Here is an 18,049-nt window from a genome sequence, read left to right on the forward strand (position 1 = left end):
CGGACCCATGAGAGGTCTAGTCCACTCACCTGGTGTAGACCTTATGTGTCCACATATTGAACGGTCAGACAGCAGGTTTGGGGCTTTACGGTGGGTCGGCGTACGGCAGGAACGATCGCGGTGGTGTCCGCACTGGGCATGACAGCGGTCCTCGGCGGCTGCGGGAGCACCGACTCCTCCGGCGTGACCCTCAGGCTGGTCGCGGCCGACTACGGCGACTCGGCGGCCAACAGCTCCAAGAAGTACTGGGACGCCCTCGTCAAAGCGTACGAGGCCAAGCACCCCGGCGTGAAGATCGACGTCAGCGTCTACTCCTGGAACGACGTCGACGCCAAGGTCAAGCAGATGGTCGACGCGGGCCACGCCCCCGACCTGGCCCAGATCGGCGCCTACGCCGACTACGCGGCGGCGGGCAAGCTCTACCAGGCCTCCGACCTGCTCTCCATCCGCACCCAGGCCGACTTCGTCAGCCGGCTCGGCGAGGCGGGCCAGTGGAACCACACCCAGTACGGCATGCCCTTCGCCGCCTCCACCCGCGTCCTCTTCTACAACAAGACCCTGTTCGCGCAGGCCGGCATCACCCCGCCCACCACCTGGGACGAACGGGGGGCCGACGCCAGGGCCTCAAGGACAAGGGCGTGAAGTACCGTTCCTGTGGACTGAGCAGGAGTGACTCCGCTCAGCCGCACGCCCCGAACGGTCTTGGGCGCACTGGTCCCCGGCGTACTCGACCCCGGGGCGGCGACACGGATCCTGTCCGTGGTCCGATCCCGGGAGGCCGGTTCCCTGCGCGACCTGGCCAGATGGGTACGGCCAGAGGCGACGGGGAGGCCCCGAACCATCACTCCGGTGGAGCGGGGGCCCCACACGCTGACGCCGTACCCGGCGTCCCAGATCGCACGATCACGTTAACCCGACCGGCCCAGGGCGCTGCAAGCCCGAGAACCGACCATCACACGATCGAGTTAAAGCGACCTTATGCGCACTCCCCGGCGGGCGACGGCAGCGAGAAGAACGTCCTCGACTTCTCCCGCACCTACGGCCTCCTCCCGGTCACCGTCTCCGCCTCCCTGGCCATGAGCGAGTCGGACTCCGCCCCCGACAAGACCCTTCAGCCCTTCCTCGACCAGCTGCCCACCTCCGAGCTGTACCCGGCCGGCAAGACCTCCTGGGCGGCGGTCAGCGCGGCCGTGAAGCAGGACATCGGCCAGGCAGTGACCCCCGGCGGCAGCCCCTCCGGTGTCCTCGCCCGTCTCCAGGCGACGGCCACGGCGGCGGACAGCAGCGCCGCCACCGCCGGCTGAGCCGGTTGTCGGTGCCCGGAGTTACGGTGGCCGACATGGAACTCGGCCACCGCGAACAGGCCATCCTCGCGCTGGAGCGCCGGGGCTTCTCCGGCCCCGGCGCCAAGGAGCGCGCGATACGTGAGGAGCTGGGCCTGGCGCCGGTGCGCTACTACCAGCTGCTCAACGCCCTGCTGGACGACGAGCGGGCGCTGGCGCACGACCCGGTGACGGTGAACCGCCTGCGCCGGGTGAGGGAGGCCCGGCGAGGCGAACGCTGAACGTGCCCGAGACCCAGGCGTGAGACCGGCCCGCGCTGGATAGTGTCGCGGTATGGATCCCATCCCGACCCCGGCGACCCAACCCGGCCGGGACGGCCTCGCGGCGCTGCTGGCAAGCCCCCGTACCGCCACGATCGCCCTCGACTTCGACGGCACGCTGGCCCCGATCGTCGCCGACCCGGAACAGGCCCGCGCCCACCCCGACGCCGTTCCCGCGCTCGCCGCCCTCGCCCCGAAGGTGGCCTCCGTCGCCGTCATCACCGGCCGGCCCGCGGGGGTCGCGGTGCGCTACGGCGGTTTCGCCGGCGTCCCCGGACTCGCACACCTCGTCGTCCTCGGCCACTACGGCGCCGAGCGCTGGGACGCGGTCACCAGCACCGTCAACGCACCGGCCCCGCACCCCGGCGTGGCCGCGGTCCGCGCCGAGCTGCCCGGCTTCCTGGACAAGATGGGCGCCTGGCAGGGCGTGTGGATCGAGGAGAAGGGCCGCGCGGTCGCCGTCCACACCCGCCGCGCCGACGACCCCGAGGCCGCCTTCGAGGCCCTGCGCGAACCCCTCGCCGACCTCGCCACCCGGCACGGCCTGATCGTCGAGCCCGGCCGCATGGTCCTGGAACTGCGCCCACCCGGCACGGACAAGGGCGTAGCCCTCCTCGACCACGTCCGCTCCACCGGCGCCGAGTGCGTCGTCTACGCAGGCGACGACCTGGGCGACCTCCCCGCCTACGCGGCAGTGGACAAACTCCGCTCCGAAGGCATCCCCGGCCTCCTGATCTGCAGCGGCAGCACGGAGGTCACGGAACTGGCGGAACGAGCGGATGTGGTGGTGGACGGCCCGGAGGGGGTCGTAGCCCTGCTGAGGACCCTGGCAGATCAGCTGGACTGATCGTCCAGTGCACCCAGCTGGTCCAGGAACCACCGAGCAGGCGGCAGCGCCGTAGCAGCAGCGGCCAGCCTCTTGGTCCGCTCCGCCCGCTCATCCGTCGGCATGGTGAGCGCGGAGTGCAACGCCTCCGCCGTCCCCCCGATGTCATACGGGTTCACGACCACCGCATCCTCGCCCAGCTCCTCATACGCCCCCGCCTCCCGGGACAGCACCAGCACGCACCCCTCGTCGGAGACGACCGGCACCTCCTTGGCGACCAGGTTCATCCCGTCCCGGATGGGATTGACCAGGGCGACGTCGGCGAGCCGGTACGCGGCCAGGGACCGCGCGAAGTCGTCCTTGACGTGCAGTACGACGGGCATCCAACCCGTCGTGCCGTACTCGGAGTTGATCTCCTGCGCAACGCGCCGCACCTCCGCGGTGTAGTCGCGGTAGACGGCGAGATCCTGCCGGGACGGATAGGCGAACGCCAGGTGCACCACCCGCTCGCGCCACTCAGGGTGGTCCGCCAGCAGCTGCCGGTACGCCAGCAGCCCGCGCACGATGTTCTTCGACAGCTCGGTGCGGTCCACCCGGACGATCGTCCGGCGCCCCTCGCCGATCTCCTCCCGCAGCGCAGCCATCCGCTCGTCCACGTCCGGCCGGTGCGCCCGCTCCCGCAGGAAGTCCGCGTCCGCGCCGAGCCCGTGTACGCCGATCCGGGTACCCGAGGGGATCCCCGGCCCCAGCACGGCGTGACAGCAGTCGGTGAACGCATCCGCCCACCGGCGGGTCAGGAACGCGGCCCGGTCCGCGCCGAGGATGCCGCTCAGCAGCTCGGCGGCGATGTCGTCGGGCAGGAGCCGGAAGTAGTCCGGCGGGGCCCACGGGGTGTGCGAGAAGTGGCCGATGCGCAGGTCGGGGCGGAGCCGCCGGAGCATGCGCGGGGCGAGCGCCAGGTGGTAGTCCTGGATCAGTACCGCCGCACCCTCGGCCGCCTCCTCCGCCAGCGCCTCGGCGAAGGCCCGGTTGTAGGCCTCGTACGACGCCCACTGCCGCCGGAACTCCGCGTCGAAGACCGGCTCCAGCGGGGTCTGGTACAGCATGTGGTGGACGAACCAGAGCACCGAGTTGGCGATGCCGTTGTACGCGTCGGAGAACACGGTCGCGTCGATGTCCAGCATCCGGACCTGCTGTCCGCCGGTGTCCGCGCCCGGCAGCCGGCCGCCCTCGGCCCGCCGTACGGCCTCCCGGTCGCCGTCGCCCAGCGCGGCGCACACCCACACCGCGTCCGTGTCCGGCCCGATGGCCGACAGCCCCGAGACCAGCCCGCCGCCGCCCCGCTTGGCATGCAGCGTGCCGGCCCCGCCATCGGGGCGTACCTCGTACGAAACCGGGCCGCGATTGGACGCGACCAGCACCTCAGCACCGCGCACGGAAGCCATGGTCCTCAACCTAGCCCGGCCCGTAAACGCTCAAACGTACGGTCCGCCCCGAAGAGCGGCCGTATACAGCCGATGCCCCGTTTTCACGCCACCCGGCGCTCACGCCACCCGCCGCGCCGCGTACTCCGCGATCTCCGTCATCGGCGGCCGTTCCTCCGTGTCCACCGAGTACGTGCGCGGCTCGAACCCGTCCTCGCCCCGCTCGAACTGGGTCAGCGACGGCCGGACGAGGTGCCCGCGGGCGAGCCTCAGCTGCGCCGTGCGGTAGATCGCGGCGGCCATCCGGCCCAGCGCCTGTCCGTCCTGGTGCCGGTGCTTGCGCACCCCCACGTCCACCTGGGCGAGGGCATCCAGGCCCACCAGGTGCAGCGCGTCCACCAGCATGCCCAGTTCCACGCCGTACCCGACCGGGAACGGCAGCTGCTCCAGCAGCGAGCGCCGGGCCGCGTACTCGCCGCCGAGCGGCTGCACGAAACCGGCCAGCTGCGGCCAGTGCATGTTCAGCAGCGGGCGGGCCATGAGTTCGGTGACCCGGCCGCCCTGGCCGGCAGCGCCGCCGAGCGGACGGTCGTACATGGCCTTGACCAGCTGTACGTCCGGCTCGGTGAGCAGCGGGCCGACGATTCCGGAGACGAAGTCGGAGGAGAACTCCCGCAGGTCGGCGTCGATGAAGCAGATGATGTCCCCGCTGGTCACCAGCAGGGAGCGCCACAGCACCTCGCCCTTGCCGGGGACGGCCGGGATGCGCGGCAGGATGTCGTCGCGGTGGACGACCCGGGCGCCGGCCGCCGCGGCGACCTCGGAGGTGCGGTCGGTGGACCCGGAGTCGACGACGACGATCTCGTCGACCAGCGGCACCTGTTCCACGAGGTCGCGGCGGATCACCGCGACGATGTCGCCGACCGTTTCCTGTTCGTTCAGCGCGGGCAGCACGACGGAGACGGACTGGCCGGTACGCTGCCTGGCGGACAGGATCTGGTGGAGGGGCCGATCGGTCACGGACCAGGAGCGGGTGGCCAGCCAGCGCTCGACTTCTTCCAGCACGGTCTGCGACTCCTCACTGTCACGGCCACACGTCGCCGTGTGATCCATCTCGCGGTTCGGACGACTATCTCAACTCTCGTGGCCTTCGGTTACAGTCTTGAACAACGCCGATGACCATCGCATGTCGGGGGTCGCGCGCGTTGACGGACAACCGCATCACACAACCGCATACCGCTCATCCAGAGGGGCAGAGGGACACGGCCCGATGAAGCCCCGGCAACCCTCCAGTCGGTTCTCGTTCTCCAGCGAGGCTCCCGGCTCGGGAAGGTGCCAAATCCGTCTCACGGCGAGATGCGTCGTGAGGAAGATGAGGAGAAAGGGCCTCGCCTCACATGGCTGTGCAGACAGTTGCAACCACCAGCGATTCCGCCGGCACCTCCACCGTAGACCTCGGCCCCGCCGCGGCCCTGAGCTGTCGCGAGTGCGGTCACCGCGTGCCGCTCGGACCGGTGTTCGCCTGCGAGGAGTGTTTCGGCCCGCTGGAGATCGCCTACGACTTCTCCGCCTACGACACCGAGGAACTGCGGGGGCGCATCGAGTCGGGCCCCGCGAACATCTGGCGTTACGCGCCGCTGCTCCCGGTCCCGGCGGACGTCGCCGACAAGCCGAACCTGAACCCCGGCTGGACCAAGCTCGTCAAGGCCGACAACCTCGCCCGTGAACTCGGCGTCACCGGCGGCCTGTTCGTGAAGGACGACTCCGGCAACCCGACGCACTCCTTCAAGGACCGCGTGGTCGCCCAGGCCCTGGAGGCCGCCCGCGCCTTCGGCTTCACCACCCTCTCCTGCTCCTCGACGGGCAACCTGGCAGGTGCCGTCGGCGCCGCCGCCGCCCGCGCCGGCCTCCGCTCCTGTGTGTTCATCCCGCACGACCTGGAGCAGGGCAAGGTCGTGATGGCCGCGGTCTACGGCGGTGAACTCGTCGGCATCGAGGGCAACTACGACGACGTGAACCGCTTCTGCTCCGAGCTGATCGGCGACCCGGCCGGCGAGGGCTGGGGCTTCGTCAACGTCAACCTGCGGCCGTACTACGCGGAGGGCTCCAAGACCCTGGCGTACGAGATCTGCGAGCAGCTCGGCTGGCGGCTGCCGGACCAGATCGTGGTCCCGATCGCCTCCGGCTCCCAGCTCACGAAGATCGACAAGGGTCTGCGGGAGCTGATCGAGCTCGGCCTGGTCGAGGACCGGCCGTACAGGATCTTCGGCGCGCAGGCCGAGGGCTGCTCGCCGGTGTCGGCGGCCTTCAAGGCCGGCCACGACGTCGTACGCCCGCAGAAGCCGAACACCATCGCCAAGTCCCTCGCGATCGGCAACCCGGCCGACGGGCCGTACGTCCTGGACATCGCGCGCCGTACCGGCGGTGCGGTGGAGGACGTGACGGACGAGCAGGTCGTGGACGCCATCAAGCTGCTCGCGCAGACCGAGGGCATCTTCGCCGAGACGGCGGGCGGTGTGACGGTCGGCGTCACGAAGAAGCTGATCGAGAACGGCGTCCTGGACCCGTCGCTCACCACGGTCGTCCTCAACACCGGCGACGGCCTCAAGACCCTCGACGCGGTCGCAGGCACGGGCCTGACCGCTACGATCCGCCCGAACCTGGACTCCTTCCGAGAGGCTGGTCTCGCATGAGTGTGACCGTTCGTATCCCCACCATCCTGCGCACGTACACCGGTGGCCAGGCCGAGGTCCCGGCCGAGGGTGCGACCCTCGCCGAGGTCATCACGGACCTGGAGAAGAACCACACCGGCATCGCCGCGCGCGTGCTGGACGACCAGGGCAAGCTGCGCCGCTTCGTGAACGTCTACGTGAACGACGACGACGTCCGCTTCGAGCAGGGCCTGGAGACGGCGACCCCGGACGGTGCCGGCGTCTCCATCATTCCGGCGGTCGCCGGCGGCTGCTGAGGCGCCTGAGTCACACACTGTTCATTGAATTGCCCCGTCCGTGAGAGAAACGGAGGGGGCAATTCTGCGTGATTGAGCGCGGTAGAGTTGGGGAACGCGCTCCTGGCCCACGGGCCAGCAGCCCTGGATTCATGCCGCATGCCCGACAAGAAGCAGCCAAAATGCACGGGTTTTATGCGGCTTTTGTTGCCTTTACGGGGCCCGACTTGCCCTGAATTCAGGCGAATTCACGCCACATTCCGGATGCCGCTCGTCCAGATTTCTCGTCCGATTGACCTGTTGCAGACGGCAGTTGGACAGATACATTCAGCCGCGGTCGACGCGTTCCGGCGCACGCCCCCGACCAATTCTGGGGGGCGAGGTCTGACCCGGGTCCGCGAAGTGTGGATCTGTGCAAGGGCCAGTAATAGGGGAGTTAGGCATGGCTCAGGGCACCGTCAAGTGGTTCAACGCGGAGAAGGGGTACGGCTTCATCGCGGTCGACGGTGGTGCGGATGTTTTCGTCCACTACAGCGCGATCCAGATGGACGGTTACCGCACCCTGGAAGAGGGGCAGCGGGTCGACTTCGAGATCTCGCAGGGCCAGAAGGGCCCGCAGGCGGACATGGTCCGGCTGGCGACCAGCTGAAGCACGCGTCGACTGACAGCGACGTTCTTCTGTTCATCGTCGAAGGGCTCGTACCTCCCGGGGTACGAGCCCTTCGGCGTGCCCGGGCTCTGTGACGCCGCTGCTCACCTGCGAATCCCCGAGAGCAGCTTGCACTCGACAGGGGCGAGTGCTAATCATTGCGTTAGCACTCTGAAGGTGAGAGTGACAACGAAGGACCGGGTCGGTGAGGCCCGCAGGCCAAGTGGGGCAAGGAACCACGGGGTCGGCGAGCCGTCCGTCGCGGGCGCGGGCGCGGTCCGAAGGAATCACCCCCAGTCCTGGAGGGACCACTTCACATGGCCAAGATCATCGCGTTCGACGAGGAGGCGCGGCGCGGCCTCGAGCGCGGCATGAACCAGCTCGCGGACGCCGTGAAGGTGACGCTCGGCCCCAAGGGCCGCAACGTCGTCCTCGAGAAGAAGTGGGGCGCCCCCACGATCACCAACGATGGTGTGTCCATCGCCAAGGAGATCGAGCTCGAGGACCCGTTCGAGAAGATCGGCGCCGAGCTGGTCAAGGAAGTCGCCAAGAAGACGGACGACGTCGCCGGTGACGGTACGACCACCGCGACCGTGCTCGCCCAGGCCCTGGTCAAGGAAGGCCTGCGCAACGTCGCCGCCGGCGCCAACCCGATGGCCCTGAAGCGCGGTATCGAGAAGGCCGTCGAGGCCGTCTCCGCCGCCCTGCTGGAGCAGGCGAAGGACGTCGAGACCAAGGAGCAGATCGCCTCCACCGCGTCCATCTCCGCCGCCGACACCCAGATCGGCGAGCTGATCGCCGAGGCCATGGACAAGGTCGGCAAGGAAGGCGTCATCACCGTCGAGGAGAGCAACACCTTCGGCCTCGAGCTTGAGCTCACCGAGGGCATGCGCTTCGACAAGGGCTACATCTCCGCCTACTTCGCGACCGACATGGAGCGCATGGAGGCGGTGCTCGAGGACCCGTACATCCTCATCGCCAACTCCAAGATCTCCTCGGTCAAGGACCTGCTCCCGCTGCTGGAGAAGGTCATGCAGTCGGGCAAGCCGCTGCTGATCATCGCCGAGGACGTCGAGGGCGAGGCCCTGTCGACCCTGGTCGTCAACAAGATCCGTGGCACCTTCAAGTCCGTCGCCGTCAAGGCCCCGGGCTTCGGTGACCGCCGCAAGGCCATGCTCGGCGACATCGCCATCCTCACGGGCGGCGAGGTCATCTCCGAGGAGGTCGGCCTCAAGCTGGAGAACGCCACCGTCGACCTGCTGGGCAAGGCCCGCAAGGTGGTCATCACCAAGGACGAGACCACCATCGTCGACGGTGCCGGTTCCTCCGAGCAGGTCGCGGGCCGCGTGAACCAGATCCGCGCCGAGATCGAGAACAGCGACTCCGACTACGACCGCGAGAAGCTGCAGGAGCGCCTGGCGAAGCTCGCCGGCGGTGTCGCGGTCATCAAGGCCGGTGCCGCCACCGAGGTGGAGCTGAAGGAGCGCAAGCACCGCATCGAGGACGCCGTCCGCAACGCCAAGGCGGCCGTCGAGGAGGGCATCGTCGCCGGTGGTGGCGTGGCCCTGCTGCAGACCTCCAACGTCTTCGAGAAGCTGGAGCTCGAGGGTGACGAGGCAACCGGCGCCAACGCCGTCCGTCTCGCCCTGGAGGCCCCGCTGAAGCAGATCGCCGTCAACGGTGGTCTCGAGGGTGGCGTCGTCGTGGAGAAGGTGCGCAACCTGGCCGTCGGCCACGGTCTGAACGCCGCCACGGGCGAGTACGTCGACATGATCGCCGAGGGCATCATCGACCCGGCGAAGGTGACCCGTTCCGCGCTGCAGAACGCCGCCTCCATCGCCGCGCTGTTCCTCACCACCGAGGCCGTCATCGCCGACAAGCCGGAGAAGGCCGCGGCCCCGGCCGGCGGCGGCATGCCGGGCGGTGACATGGACTTCTGATCGACCTGAAGGTTGATCAACGTCCTTACCGAGGGCGGCACCCCCTGTTCCGACAGGGGGTGCCGCCCTCGGGCGTTTCAAGAGCGCGGTTCGAGTGTCCGGGATCACACCACGGTCCATAGGTGCGCGGAATGCAGGACGCCATACTTCGGTTACTTAAGCATCTGCATCAATGCGCATGCACATACCAGCCGGTTGATCCGTTCCGAGGAGCCCCCACGTGACCGTCACGACGACCGCCGCCGCGTCCCGCGCGGCCCAGATCCTGTCCCGCCCGATCGCGCTGAACGGCCTGACCGTTCCCAACCGGATCGTGATGGCCCCGATGACGCGCATGTTCTCCCCGGGCGGCATCCCCGGTGAGGACGTCCGGTCGTACTACTCCCGTCGGGCCGCCGCCGGTGTGGGTCTGATCGTCACCGAGGGCACGTACGTGGGCCACGACTCGGCCGGGCAGAGCGACCGCGTTCCGCGGTTCCACGGGGAGGAGCAGCTCGCGGGCTGGGCGAAGGTCGCCGAGGACGTGCACGCGGCGGGCGGCACGATCGTTCCGCAGCTGTGGCACATCGGCATGGTCCGCAACCAGGGCGACGCCCCCTTCCCGGACGCCCCCGCGATGGGCCCGTCCGGTCTCGTCAGCGCGGACGCCGAGGTGACCGGCAAGGTCATGGCCCAGCAGGACCTGGACGACGTCATCGCCGCCTTCGCGGAGGCCGCTGCCGCCGCCGAGCGCATCGGCTTCGACGGCGTGGAGCTGCACGGCGCCCACGGCTACCTGCTCGACCAGTTCCTGTGGGCGGGCACGAACCGCCGTACGGACGGTTACGGCGGCGACGCGGTGGCCCGTACCAAGTTCTCGGCGGAGATCATCGCGGCGGTCCGCGAGGCCGTCTCCCCGGACTTCCCGGTCATCTTCCGCTACTCGCAGTGGAAGCAGCAGCAGTACGACGCCCGTCTCGCCGAGACCCCCGAGGAGCTGGAGGCCATCCTGACCCCGCTGGCCGCGGCCGGCGTCGACGCCTTCCACGCCTCCACCCGCCGCTACTGGCTCCCCGAGTTCGAGGACTCCGACCTCAACCTGGCCGGCTGGACGAAGAAGCTCACCGGAAAGCCGGTCATCACGGTCGGCTCGGTCGGCCTCGACGGCGACTTCGTCAACGCGTTCCAGGGCGAGGGCTCCCCGGTCAAGGCCATCGACAACCTGCTGGACCGCCTGGAGGCGGACGAGTTCGACATGGTCGCCGTGGGCCGCGCGCTGCTCCAGGACCCGGAGTGGGCGGCGAAGGTCCTGGCCGACCGCTTCGACGAGCTGAAGCCGTACGACGCGGCGGCGCTGAAGACCCTGAGCTGACCCTCAGCGGGGCCCGGGCCTACAGGTTGCCCATGGGCTCGATGTCGACGCGCACGGGGGTGCCCCAGATCCGGAGCACCTCGTAGTCGGTGAACTCATGGACCAGCCGGTAGGCCATGGCGGGCCGCGACCCGCGTCGCTGGGCGGCGAGATACGCCTCGGCCTCGCGCCGGTCCCGCCGGGGCGTCCCGCACAGCTGCCATTCCTGCCCGTTCCACAGCTCCGGCAGCCACCGCTGCTGGGGCTGCGGCCGGTCGCCACGGACGCCGTAGCGGGAGGGGGCGGATACCGGGGATTCGGTGCTCTGCGGCCTGCCGCCGCCCTGGAACTCCGACCGCCGGGCGGCCCGGCGCCGGGTCTCACAGAGCAGACACAGATCAGGTGCGCTTTCATCCACGGGCCCCTGCGGGTGCTCCGGGCACCGGGTGGTGGGCGCCCCGGCCGCGACGCTCTCCTCTACCAGGTCGAGGGCCCGCCGCAGATCAGCCTTGATCTCGTGCAGCCGCGAGTCCGGCGTATCGGCGCTGAGCGCCTCCCCGTGCTCCCCGAGCACGCGAAGGGCCCGTCCTAGGGCGGTGAGCTGGGCGTGGTTCATGGTCAGTCCGCGTAGTCCTTCAGTTTCTCCGTGTCCAGTGTGATGCCGACCGGGGGCGGCAGTTCGACGGTAGCGCCCCACGGGTAGCGGGGAGACTGGAGGTAGCGGCCGTCCTTCGGCTCGCTGAAGACAGTGACGGAGTGATGGTCGCGGTCGATGAGGAGATAGACGGGGGTATCGGCTTCGGCGTAGCCCTTGGGCTTGTCGATGCGGTCGCGCTGGTTGGTGTCCCGGTCGTGGGAGGTGATCTCTACGGCCATGAGGGCGCCGTCGGGCACTGACCATTCACCGTCGCGCACGAAGTGGTCGACCGGCGCCAGGAAGCCGTCGGTGCGGGCCCGACCCTTGCGGTAGGCCTCGGCTTTGACACCTCGCTCGGGCGCGAGGTCGAGGTCGGGGCGTTGCTGCATGCACTGGCGGAGCAGCCACATGAAGATCGACGTGTGCTTCCCGTCCGGCACTGCCTTGACCTCGACTTTTCCGTTGATGTACTCCAGCCGCACGGTTTCCGGGGCGGCGGCCTCCAGCTCCTCGAACTCCTCGACATCGAGCGGCCCGTGCCGGACGCAGAGCCGTCCTCCCAGGAACTCCAGCCGGTTGCGCAGCTCCCTTGGTGCCTTCCGGACGAGTTCCTCGAAGTCCTCGACGGACATCTGCGGGCGCTCAGCGGTGTCAGGGGTCATGGCGTCGCCTCCTCCCCTCCATGGTGCCCCGGAGTGATCTCGTCGGACCGTAGGAGCCGTCATGCGGGCGTCCTTTCTTGTCGTCGTAGGCCGATCGCAGCACGCATCTCAGCTGCGTAGGAATGGATTGCGGACGCAGGCAGGGGCGCGTTGGAGTGAGCCCGGGTGGGCGGGGGCGCGCCCTGGCACTCCCGGCACAACCCGCCCGGCAACGCCTCCGGCCGCCCCGGCACACCGCACTCCGCGCACTCCAGGAGACGGAGGGGGCGAGGAACCGGCGGCCCAGGTACGGGTGGCGGGGCGGGCGGGAGCTTGTCGGTCAGGCGTCGGCGGACCAAGGCGGCTGGGTGGTGTACCGGGGAGGGCAGCCCGGCGGTGAGCGCCCGGACTACATCCTCGCCGTCGGCGCCCCGCGCGAACCACTCCATGACCAGCGGGGCGAGGGCCGCGCAGTCCGCGTCGGAGAGGGACAGGGCCGGGGCCGTACGACCGAGGGCGGCGAGGAGGACGTGGGCGCGGGAACGGGTCTGGCGGGACCGGGAACTCTCCGGCGGCGGCTCCTCCTGTACGGCACCACGGGCGAAGTCTCCCCACCAGCCATCGTCGCGCGCGGTGCGGGTGAACCACGATCGGGTGATCCAGCGGACGCCATCGGTGCCGGCCAGCCGCTCCCGCCCGCGCCGCAAGTGCCCTGCCTGCTGTAACCGGTTGAGGGCGGTGCGCAGGGCACACTGCCCGTACGGCAGGACGTTGGCCAGCGTTTTTACGGAGATGTCGGCGCCGTCGGGGAGGCGGTCGAGATAGGCGGCGATGGCGGCTTCGCGGGGTGGGAAGTGGGCGAAGTCGTGGTTGGTGCGGGGCCGTTGACCGGGAACGGAACGCTTCCCGTAACCCGGTTTGGCCAGGGGGTGCGGGGAGGGGTGCGCGGGGAAGGGGGCAGCACTAGAGTTGGCATCAGCCATGGGATCGAAATGTTCCTTCGATCTCGTAGGTCAAGCCCCCGCACCGGTGTTGGCGCACCAGCGGGGGCGCTTTGCATATGCCGCACGTTAGAGGTTCGTGACTCTTCGTGGCAAGCCGAACGCGTCAAGTCAACGCGCAGGGTGGGAGGGCGGGTTGAGACCCACCACCCATTCCTTGAAAAGGGCGCTCGAAGCGCGAGGCTCGGGACTTGAGCCTCGGGGTCGGTGTTGGTGAAGTGGCCGTTGGGGCCGCCCGCTTCTTGGCCAGTGTCGTGCTTCCGCGAGCCGAGTAAAGGGCGCTCCCGTTCCGCTGCGCTCCACTCCCGCGTCGGCTGCGCCGATGGCCCTTCGGGCCACCCTTGACTCGGCTCGCTCCAGCACGGGTGAGAAGCGAGCGGGCGGCCGGGGGAGCAGTGGGGGGCTTGGCGGGGTTGGACCCGTCTGCCAGTTGCCCAGGCGCCGTTGGCTGTGGGAGCGCGGGGGCCGGTTGGGGGCACGCCGGGTGGGTTTGGCGGCGTGCGGCCCGGATGGGGGAGCCGCTGGGAGGGGGCGGGTTGGGGTGGACGGGGAATGGCGATGAGGGCGGCGCTGGGTCGGCGACCTCGGCGTCACAAGCGCCTCGCCCGCCCCACCTAGACGGCAATTGACAGTGATTGGTGGATTTGGGCCAGAGGTCGAGAGGAAGTCCGCAGGTCAGAGGCCTGCCGCAGGCTGCAAGGGCGGAACAGATCCGCCAATCACGGCCCATTCCTTCCCATCGCCACCCACCGGGCCCACCGGTGCGCCCACTCACCGCAAGCCGCCAAGCCCGCCCGGCGTGCCGCCGCTCCGCGACCGCGCCTCCCCCGCCGACGGCGCCTGGCCAGCGCCCCGAGGGGCGAGTGCCGGGCTGGACCACTGCCCTTCCGGGCCGCTCGCTCGCTTCTTCCCCGTGCTGGAGCGAGGCGAGTCAAGGGTGGCCCGCAGGGCCATCGCCGTAGGCGACGCGGGAGTGGAGCGCAGCGGAACGGGAGCGCCCTTTACTCGGCTCGCGGAAGCACGACACTGGCCAAGAAGCGAGTGGCTCAACGGTCACTTGAGAGAAGAGGTGAAGGCAACCCAGGCTGCCGAGCTGAAGAAGAGCTTCGGGCCGTGGGGGTTCTTCGAGTCTCGGACGGGGATGAGGGCCGGGTTGTCGTCGCTCACTTCGAGGCAGTTGCCGCCGCTGCCGTCGCTGTAGCTGGACTTGCGCCAGGTGGCCGAGCTCAGGTCGTGCTCAGGGTTGATCAGCATGGGCGTAATCCTCCGCCACTGATTCGATCAGGGCCAGGGAATGGCGTGTTGAGAGTGCGGTGGCCTCAAGGAAATCGTAGGCCAGTTCGTAGCGTGTCACGGTGGCGGGATCGTCCTCCAGCCTGCCGGTTCCCGGCCCTTCGAAGTAGACGAGCGGGGGCGCGCCATCGAAGGTCATCAGCTTGAGCGCGCCGCCCATGGATGCGTGCGCACCTTCCGTGAACGGCAGCACCTGCACAATCACCCGACGGCGCTGCACCAGGCTCACGATGTGACGCAGAGCCTCGGCCATTACCGCAGGCCCGCCCGTCACTCGGCGCAGGGCTGCCTCGTCAAGTACGACCCACAACAAAGGCTTTGTTGGATCGTCGAGGAGCCTGGTCCGCTCCATGCGGGCTGTCACCAGGTGCTCGATCTCCTCCTCGGGGGCCGTGGGTTGGTGCGCCTCACACACGGCCCGTGCATAGTCAGGTGTCTGCAACAGCCCCGGGATCAGCATCGGGGCGTACTCTCGGATCGCTGTGGCAATCGCCTCCGCCTCCGCCGCCTCAGCGAAGTGCTCGGGATAGCGGGACTTGGCAGCCGCCCCACAGTTCCGCTGGAAGAAGTCGCCCGTCCCCAGCACCTCATCCAACAGCCGCGCATACTCCCGCTGCATCCGCCGCGTACCCGCCTCCAGCTGCCCGATGAACGACCCGCTCACGAACAGACGTTGCCCCAGTTCCTCCTGGCTGAGCCCCGCCTTCTCTCTCGCGTGCCGGAGTTCTGCCCCCAGCAGGGCCCGTGGCGACGACGACGGGTCGAGATCCTTCGGGCCTGCCATAGCCACTCCCTGTCACACAGCCAGAGCTGTTGGGACGCCGTATCTGGCCAGGCTAGCCACCCAGCCGCCACGCTGTGTAGCAAACAAAGAACTCACCGTGGAGGTATAGGACAGGTGCGGACCACCGAAGAGATCGTGGAGTCGCTGCGGGACGCCCTCGTTGGCGTCGGGGTCGTGTTGCCCTCCCTGCGCGTGGACCCCGTGACCGGAGCGAGCGATGAGCCGTTCGCTCTGGTCGAGTTGGGGCGCTGCAATGTGCGTACCGCCGAGCACCTGACGGATGTCCTGCGGGCGATGCCGGCCGGGGAGGAGCTGCGGGCCAGGGTCCGGAAGGTGAACCGGGAGAGCCGTAGCGGTTGACGGTGTGGCGGGTGGTCAGCCGTGGTGGATGAGGCTGCCCGCGCCGCACGCGGGGGCGGGAGCCGCCAGGGGCAGCGGGGACACGGTCTTGAGCGCGGGGACTACGGCGAGGCTGGTGGCGCACCGCGCGGTGTCCTTGGTGGTCCAGTGGTCGTCGGCGTGCGCGGGGGCGGCCAGGGCGGCGGCGGAGGCGGTGAGGGCGGCGGTGGCCAGGAGCTTCTTCATCATGCCCGGGGAAACGACTGGTCAGGGCCGCCCGTCACGCTGTGGCCTCCGTATGAGGGCGCCGGGGGAGGCCGAAGACGTACGTCGTCAGGAAGCCCACGACGTACCCGGTCGCCAGCCCGCCCGTGTAGATCGCCGCAGCGAGCCCCGGCCCTCTGTTCCCCGCCAGCAGCGGAAACAGGGCCCAGCCGGACGGGCCGATCGCCGTCGCGCCCACCTTGGTGCCCAGCATCGCGAAGAAGCCGATGAACGCGCCGCCCGCCGCCCCGCCCGCGCAGGCCGTCAGGAAGGGTCGGCCCAGGGGGAGGGAGACGCCGTAGATCAGGGGCTCGCCCACGCCGAGCAGGCCCGCCGGGAGCGCTGACCTGATCGTCGTACGCAACGACGTGTCGTGGCGCAGGCGGACGTACACCGCCAGTGCCGCGCCGACCTGGCCCGCGCCCGCCATGGCCAGCAGGGGGAGCAGGACGGTGTAGCCCTGCTGTTCGATGAGCGTGGTGTGGATGGGGATCAGGGCCTGGTGAAGGCCCAGCATGACCAGAGGGAGGAAGAGGCCGCCCAGGAGCAGGCCGGCCATCGCTCCGGTCGTCGTCAGGAGCCAGTTCGCCCCCGTGCCGATCGCCGTCGCCACCGTACCGGCGGCGTACATCAGGCCGTACAGCGTGATCAGGCCGGAGACCAGGACGGTCAGCGTGGGGGTCAGTAGGACATCCAGGGCACCCGGCACTCTCCCCCGGCACCACTTCTCCACCCGCGTCGCCAGCAGAGCCGCCGCCAGCGCGCCGAGCACCCCGCCCTGCCCGGGAGCCAGGTGCACCCCGAAGGCCGTCACCTTCGCCACCCCCGGATACACGACCACCGCCGCCACCGCCCCGCCCAGCACGGGCGTGCCGCCGAACTCCTTCGCCGTGTTGTGGCCGACAAACACCGCGATCAGCGCCATGAAGGCGGAGGAGATCGTGGCCAGTGCCGGAGTCAGGCCGGGCAGCCAACCGGCGTTCAGGAGGAGACCGTTGAGCCCGGCCAGGATGCCGCAGCCGATCAGGGCTGGGATGAGCGGGACGAAGACCGAGGCGATACGGCGCAGGGCCGTCTTGAAGGGGGTGGCGTTGCGTTGGCGGAGGCTTTCCTTCAACTGCGCGCCAGTAACGGCTGGTTGTTGCCCCACCAGCCCCTCCACCTCGGCCGACACCTCCGCCGTCACCTGCGCCACCACCCCCGGCCCCAGCACGATCTGGTACGACCCCCCGCCGTCCGCCGCCACCACCCCCAGCACCCCGGGCTCTGCCCGCAGCCCTTCGGCGTTCACCGGCCCGGGGTCGGCGAGGGTCAGGCGGAGCCGGGTCATGCAGTGGGTGACGGAGGTGACGTTCGCCGGGCCGCCGACGTGGGCGAGCACGGCCTGGGCGAGGGAGGTGGAGGCGTTGCGCACGTCCCGAGCGTGCGGGTCAGTGCGGCGCGATCGCCAGCGCGGCACGCAGATGGCCGTCGGACTCCTCCAGAAGGCGGGTGGCCGTCGGGCCGTCGACGTCGGCGAGGATCGTCAGGATGGCGTTCTTCACCTCGCCGCCGGACTCGGTGAGCGCCTTCTCGATCTCCTCGTCGCTCGCGCCGGTGGCCAGCGAGACGATGCGGCGCGAGCGGGCCCGGAGCTTGGCGTTCGAGGCGCGGACGTCGACCATCAGGTTCCCGTACGTCTTGCCGAGCCGGATCATCGTGATCGTCGACAGCATGTTCAGGACGAGTTTCTGCGCCGTACCGGCCTTCAGGCGGGTCGAGCCGGTGAGCAGCTCGGGGCCGACGACGACTTCGATGCCGTGCTCGGCCGCCGCCGCGAGCGCGCTGCCCTCGTTGCAGGCCAGGCCGATGGTCAGGGCGCCCAGGGCGCGGGCGTGCTGTACGGCGCCGATGGCGTACGGGGTGCGGCCGGAGGCGGAGATGCCGACAACGCTGTCATCGGGGGTGAGTTTCAGCGCGTCGAGGTCCCTGCGGGCCAGCTCGGGGGAGTCCTCGGCGCCCTCGACCGAGCTGACCATGGCGTCGGGGCCGCCCGCGATGAGGCCGACGACCTGGGTGGGGGCGGTGTTGAAGGTGGGCGGGCACTCGGAGGCGTCGAGGATGCCGAGGCGGCCGGCGGTGCCCGCACCGGCGTAGATCAGGCGTCCGCCGCGTGCCATGCGGGCGGCCAGGGCGTCGATGGCGGCGGCGATCTGGGGGAGGCGGGCGGCGACGGCGGCGGGTACGCCCGTGTCCTCGCCGTTCATGAGGTGGGCGAGGTCGAGGGTGGGCAGGCGGTCGATCTCGGCGAGTTCGGGCCGGAAGGCTTCGGTGGTCAGCGAAGCCAGCTCGGTGCGCAGGTCGTGCGAGGTCATGGGGGGTGGCTCTTTCT

General features: G+C 69.9%; 19 protein-coding genes, 1 pseudogene and 1 riboswitch. Of the genes and pseudogenes, 10 read left to right on the top strand and 10 right to left on the bottom strand.

The features are described 5' to 3' along the window. Nucleotides 1-138: 138 nt before the first annotated feature. The 4 genes and pseudogenes from ACWD35_RS09340 to otsB all read left to right on the top strand — a co-directional run. Nucleotides 139-648: pseudogene (locus tag ACWD35_RS09340) on the top strand (ABC transporter substrate-binding protein); the annotation flags it as partial. Between the two features lie 155 nt (nt 649-803). Continuing rightward, nucleotides 804-1,304 (top strand): hypothetical protein, encoded by a 501-nt coding sequence (locus ACWD35_RS09345; protein ID WP_451350823.1) that lies wholly within the window; start codon nt 804-806, stop codon nt 1,302-1,304. 35 nt (nt 1,305-1,339) lie between these two features. After that, complete coding sequence (locus ACWD35_RS09350; RefSeq protein WP_451350556.1) at nt 1,340-1,564, top strand: DUF3263 domain-containing protein; 225 nt, start codon at nt 1,340-1,342, stop codon at nt 1,562-1,564. Nucleotides 1,565-1,616: 52 nt separating this feature from the next. Further along, nucleotides 1,617-2,450 carry a trehalose-phosphatase gene (gene otsB / locus ACWD35_RS09355; protein WP_451350557.1) on the top strand — a complete coding sequence of 278 codons (834 nt, stop codon included), beginning with the start codon at nt 1,617-1,619 and terminating at the stop codon, nt 2,448-2,450. On the opposite strand, the gene ACWD35_RS09360 is transcribed toward otsB, so the two are convergent. Together ACWD35_RS09360 and ACWD35_RS09365 are read right to left on the bottom strand one after the other, a co-directional pair. Further along, nucleotides 2,438-3,874, bottom strand: a complete 1,437-nt coding sequence (locus ACWD35_RS09360; RefSeq protein WP_451350558.1) for an alpha,alpha-trehalose-phosphate synthase (UDP-forming) — start codon at nt 3,872-3,874, stop codon at nt 2,438-2,440. The genes otsB and ACWD35_RS09360 overlap by 13 nt on opposite strands. A 99-nt stretch (nt 3,875-3,973) precedes the next feature. Then, nucleotides 3,974-4,918 carry a glucosyl-3-phosphoglycerate synthase gene (locus tag ACWD35_RS09365; RefSeq protein ID WP_451350559.1) on the bottom strand — a complete coding sequence of 315 codons (945 nt, stop codon included), beginning with the start codon at nt 4,916-4,918 and terminating at the stop codon, nt 3,974-3,976. 172 nt (nt 4,919-5,090) lie between these two features. Further along, nucleotides 5,091-5,232: riboswitch (SAM riboswitch) on the top strand. A gap of 18 nt (nt 5,233-5,250) precedes the next feature. Between ACWD35_RS09365 and thrC the strand changes: the two genes are divergently transcribed. From thrC to ACWD35_RS09390, 5 genes are all read left to right on the top strand, one after another. Then, nucleotides 5,251-6,546 carry a threonine synthase gene (gene thrC / locus ACWD35_RS09370; protein ID WP_451350560.1) on the top strand — a complete coding sequence of 432 codons (1,296 nt, stop codon included), beginning with the start codon at nt 5,251-5,253 and terminating at the stop codon, nt 6,544-6,546. Continuing rightward, entirely contained in the window at nt 6,543-6,821 is a 279-nt protein-coding gene (locus tag ACWD35_RS09375; protein WP_451350561.1) for a MoaD/ThiS family protein, read from the top strand. The genes thrC and ACWD35_RS09375 overlap by 4 nt, the downstream gene beginning before the upstream one ends. 421 nt (nt 6,822-7,242) lie before the next feature. Beyond that, entirely contained in the window at nt 7,243-7,449 is a 207-nt protein-coding gene (locus ACWD35_RS09380; protein WP_019057200.1) for a cold-shock protein, read from the top strand. Nucleotides 7,450-7,766: 317 nt separating this feature from the next. Beyond that, on the top strand, nt 7,767-9,389 hold the full coding sequence (groL, locus tag ACWD35_RS09385; RefSeq protein WP_451350562.1) for a chaperonin GroEL: 1,623 nt from the start codon (nt 7,767-7,769) through the stop codon (nt 9,387-9,389). 220 nt (nt 9,390-9,609) lie between these two features. Beyond that, nucleotides 9,610-10,740, top strand: a complete 1,131-nt coding sequence (locus ACWD35_RS09390; RefSeq protein WP_451350563.1) for an NADH:flavin oxidoreductase — start codon at nt 9,610-9,612, stop codon at nt 10,738-10,740. Nucleotides 10,741-10,759: 19 nt separating this feature from the next. Here the strand turns inward: ACWD35_RS09390 and ACWD35_RS09395 are convergent, their stop codons facing one another. From ACWD35_RS09395 to ACWD35_RS09415, 5 genes are all read right to left on the bottom strand, one after another. Then, on the bottom strand, nt 10,760-11,335 hold the full coding sequence (locus ACWD35_RS09395; RefSeq protein ID WP_451350564.1) for a hypothetical protein: 576 nt from the start codon (nt 11,333-11,335) through the stop codon (nt 10,760-10,762). 2 nt (nt 11,336-11,337) lie between these two features. After that, nucleotides 11,338-12,018 carry a Uma2 family endonuclease gene (locus tag ACWD35_RS09400; protein ID WP_451350565.1) on the bottom strand — a complete coding sequence of 227 codons (681 nt, stop codon included), beginning with the start codon at nt 12,016-12,018 and terminating at the stop codon, nt 11,338-11,340. Between the two features lie 59 nt (nt 12,019-12,077). Continuing rightward, on the bottom strand, nt 12,078-12,980 hold the full coding sequence (locus ACWD35_RS09405; RefSeq protein WP_451350566.1) for a hypothetical protein: 903 nt from the start codon (nt 12,978-12,980) through the stop codon (nt 12,078-12,080). 1,071 nt (nt 12,981-14,051) lie between these two features. Further along, complete coding sequence (locus ACWD35_RS09410; RefSeq protein ID WP_451350567.1) at nt 14,052-14,252, bottom strand: DUF397 domain-containing protein; 201 nt, start codon at nt 14,250-14,252, stop codon at nt 14,052-14,054. After that, nucleotides 14,236-15,075: a helix-turn-helix domain-containing protein gene (locus ACWD35_RS09415; protein ID WP_451350568.1), complete on the bottom strand. Its 840-nt coding sequence runs from the start codon at nt 15,073-15,075 to the stop codon at nt 14,236-14,238. Before ACWD35_RS09415 ends, ACWD35_RS09410 begins: the two co-directional genes overlap by 17 nt. 114 nt (nt 15,076-15,189) lie before the next feature. Here ACWD35_RS09415 and ACWD35_RS09420 point away from each other — a divergent pair, with 114 nt between their 5' ends. Beyond that, nucleotides 15,190-15,435 carry a hypothetical protein gene (locus tag ACWD35_RS09420; RefSeq protein WP_451350569.1) on the top strand — a complete coding sequence of 82 codons (246 nt, stop codon included), beginning with the start codon at nt 15,190-15,192 and terminating at the stop codon, nt 15,433-15,435. A 15-nt stretch (nt 15,436-15,450) separates the two neighbouring features. Here ACWD35_RS09420 and ACWD35_RS09425 read toward each other — a convergent pair whose 3' ends face one another. From ACWD35_RS09425 to murQ, 3 genes are read right to left on the bottom strand one after another with little or no spacing between them, the layout of a single operon-like run. Further along, complete coding sequence (locus ACWD35_RS09425) at nt 15,451-15,663, bottom strand: hypothetical protein (RefSeq protein ID WP_451350570.1); 213 nt, start codon at nt 15,661-15,663, stop codon at nt 15,451-15,453. A gap of 31 nt (nt 15,664-15,694) precedes the next feature. Beyond that, on the bottom strand, nt 15,695-17,092 hold the full coding sequence (locus ACWD35_RS09430) for a PTS transporter subunit EIIC (RefSeq protein ID WP_451350571.1): 1,398 nt from the start codon (nt 17,090-17,092) through the stop codon (nt 15,695-15,697). A 16-nt stretch (nt 17,093-17,108) separates the two neighbouring features. Beyond that, nucleotides 17,109-18,032, bottom strand: coding sequence for an N-acetylmuramic acid 6-phosphate etherase (gene murQ, locus ACWD35_RS09435; protein WP_451350572.1), 924 nt, complete (start codon nt 18,030-18,032; stop codon nt 17,109-17,111). Nucleotides 18,033-18,049 lie beyond the last annotated feature (17 nt).

This window comes from Streptomyces sp. NPDC002671 (assembly GCF_053592475.1).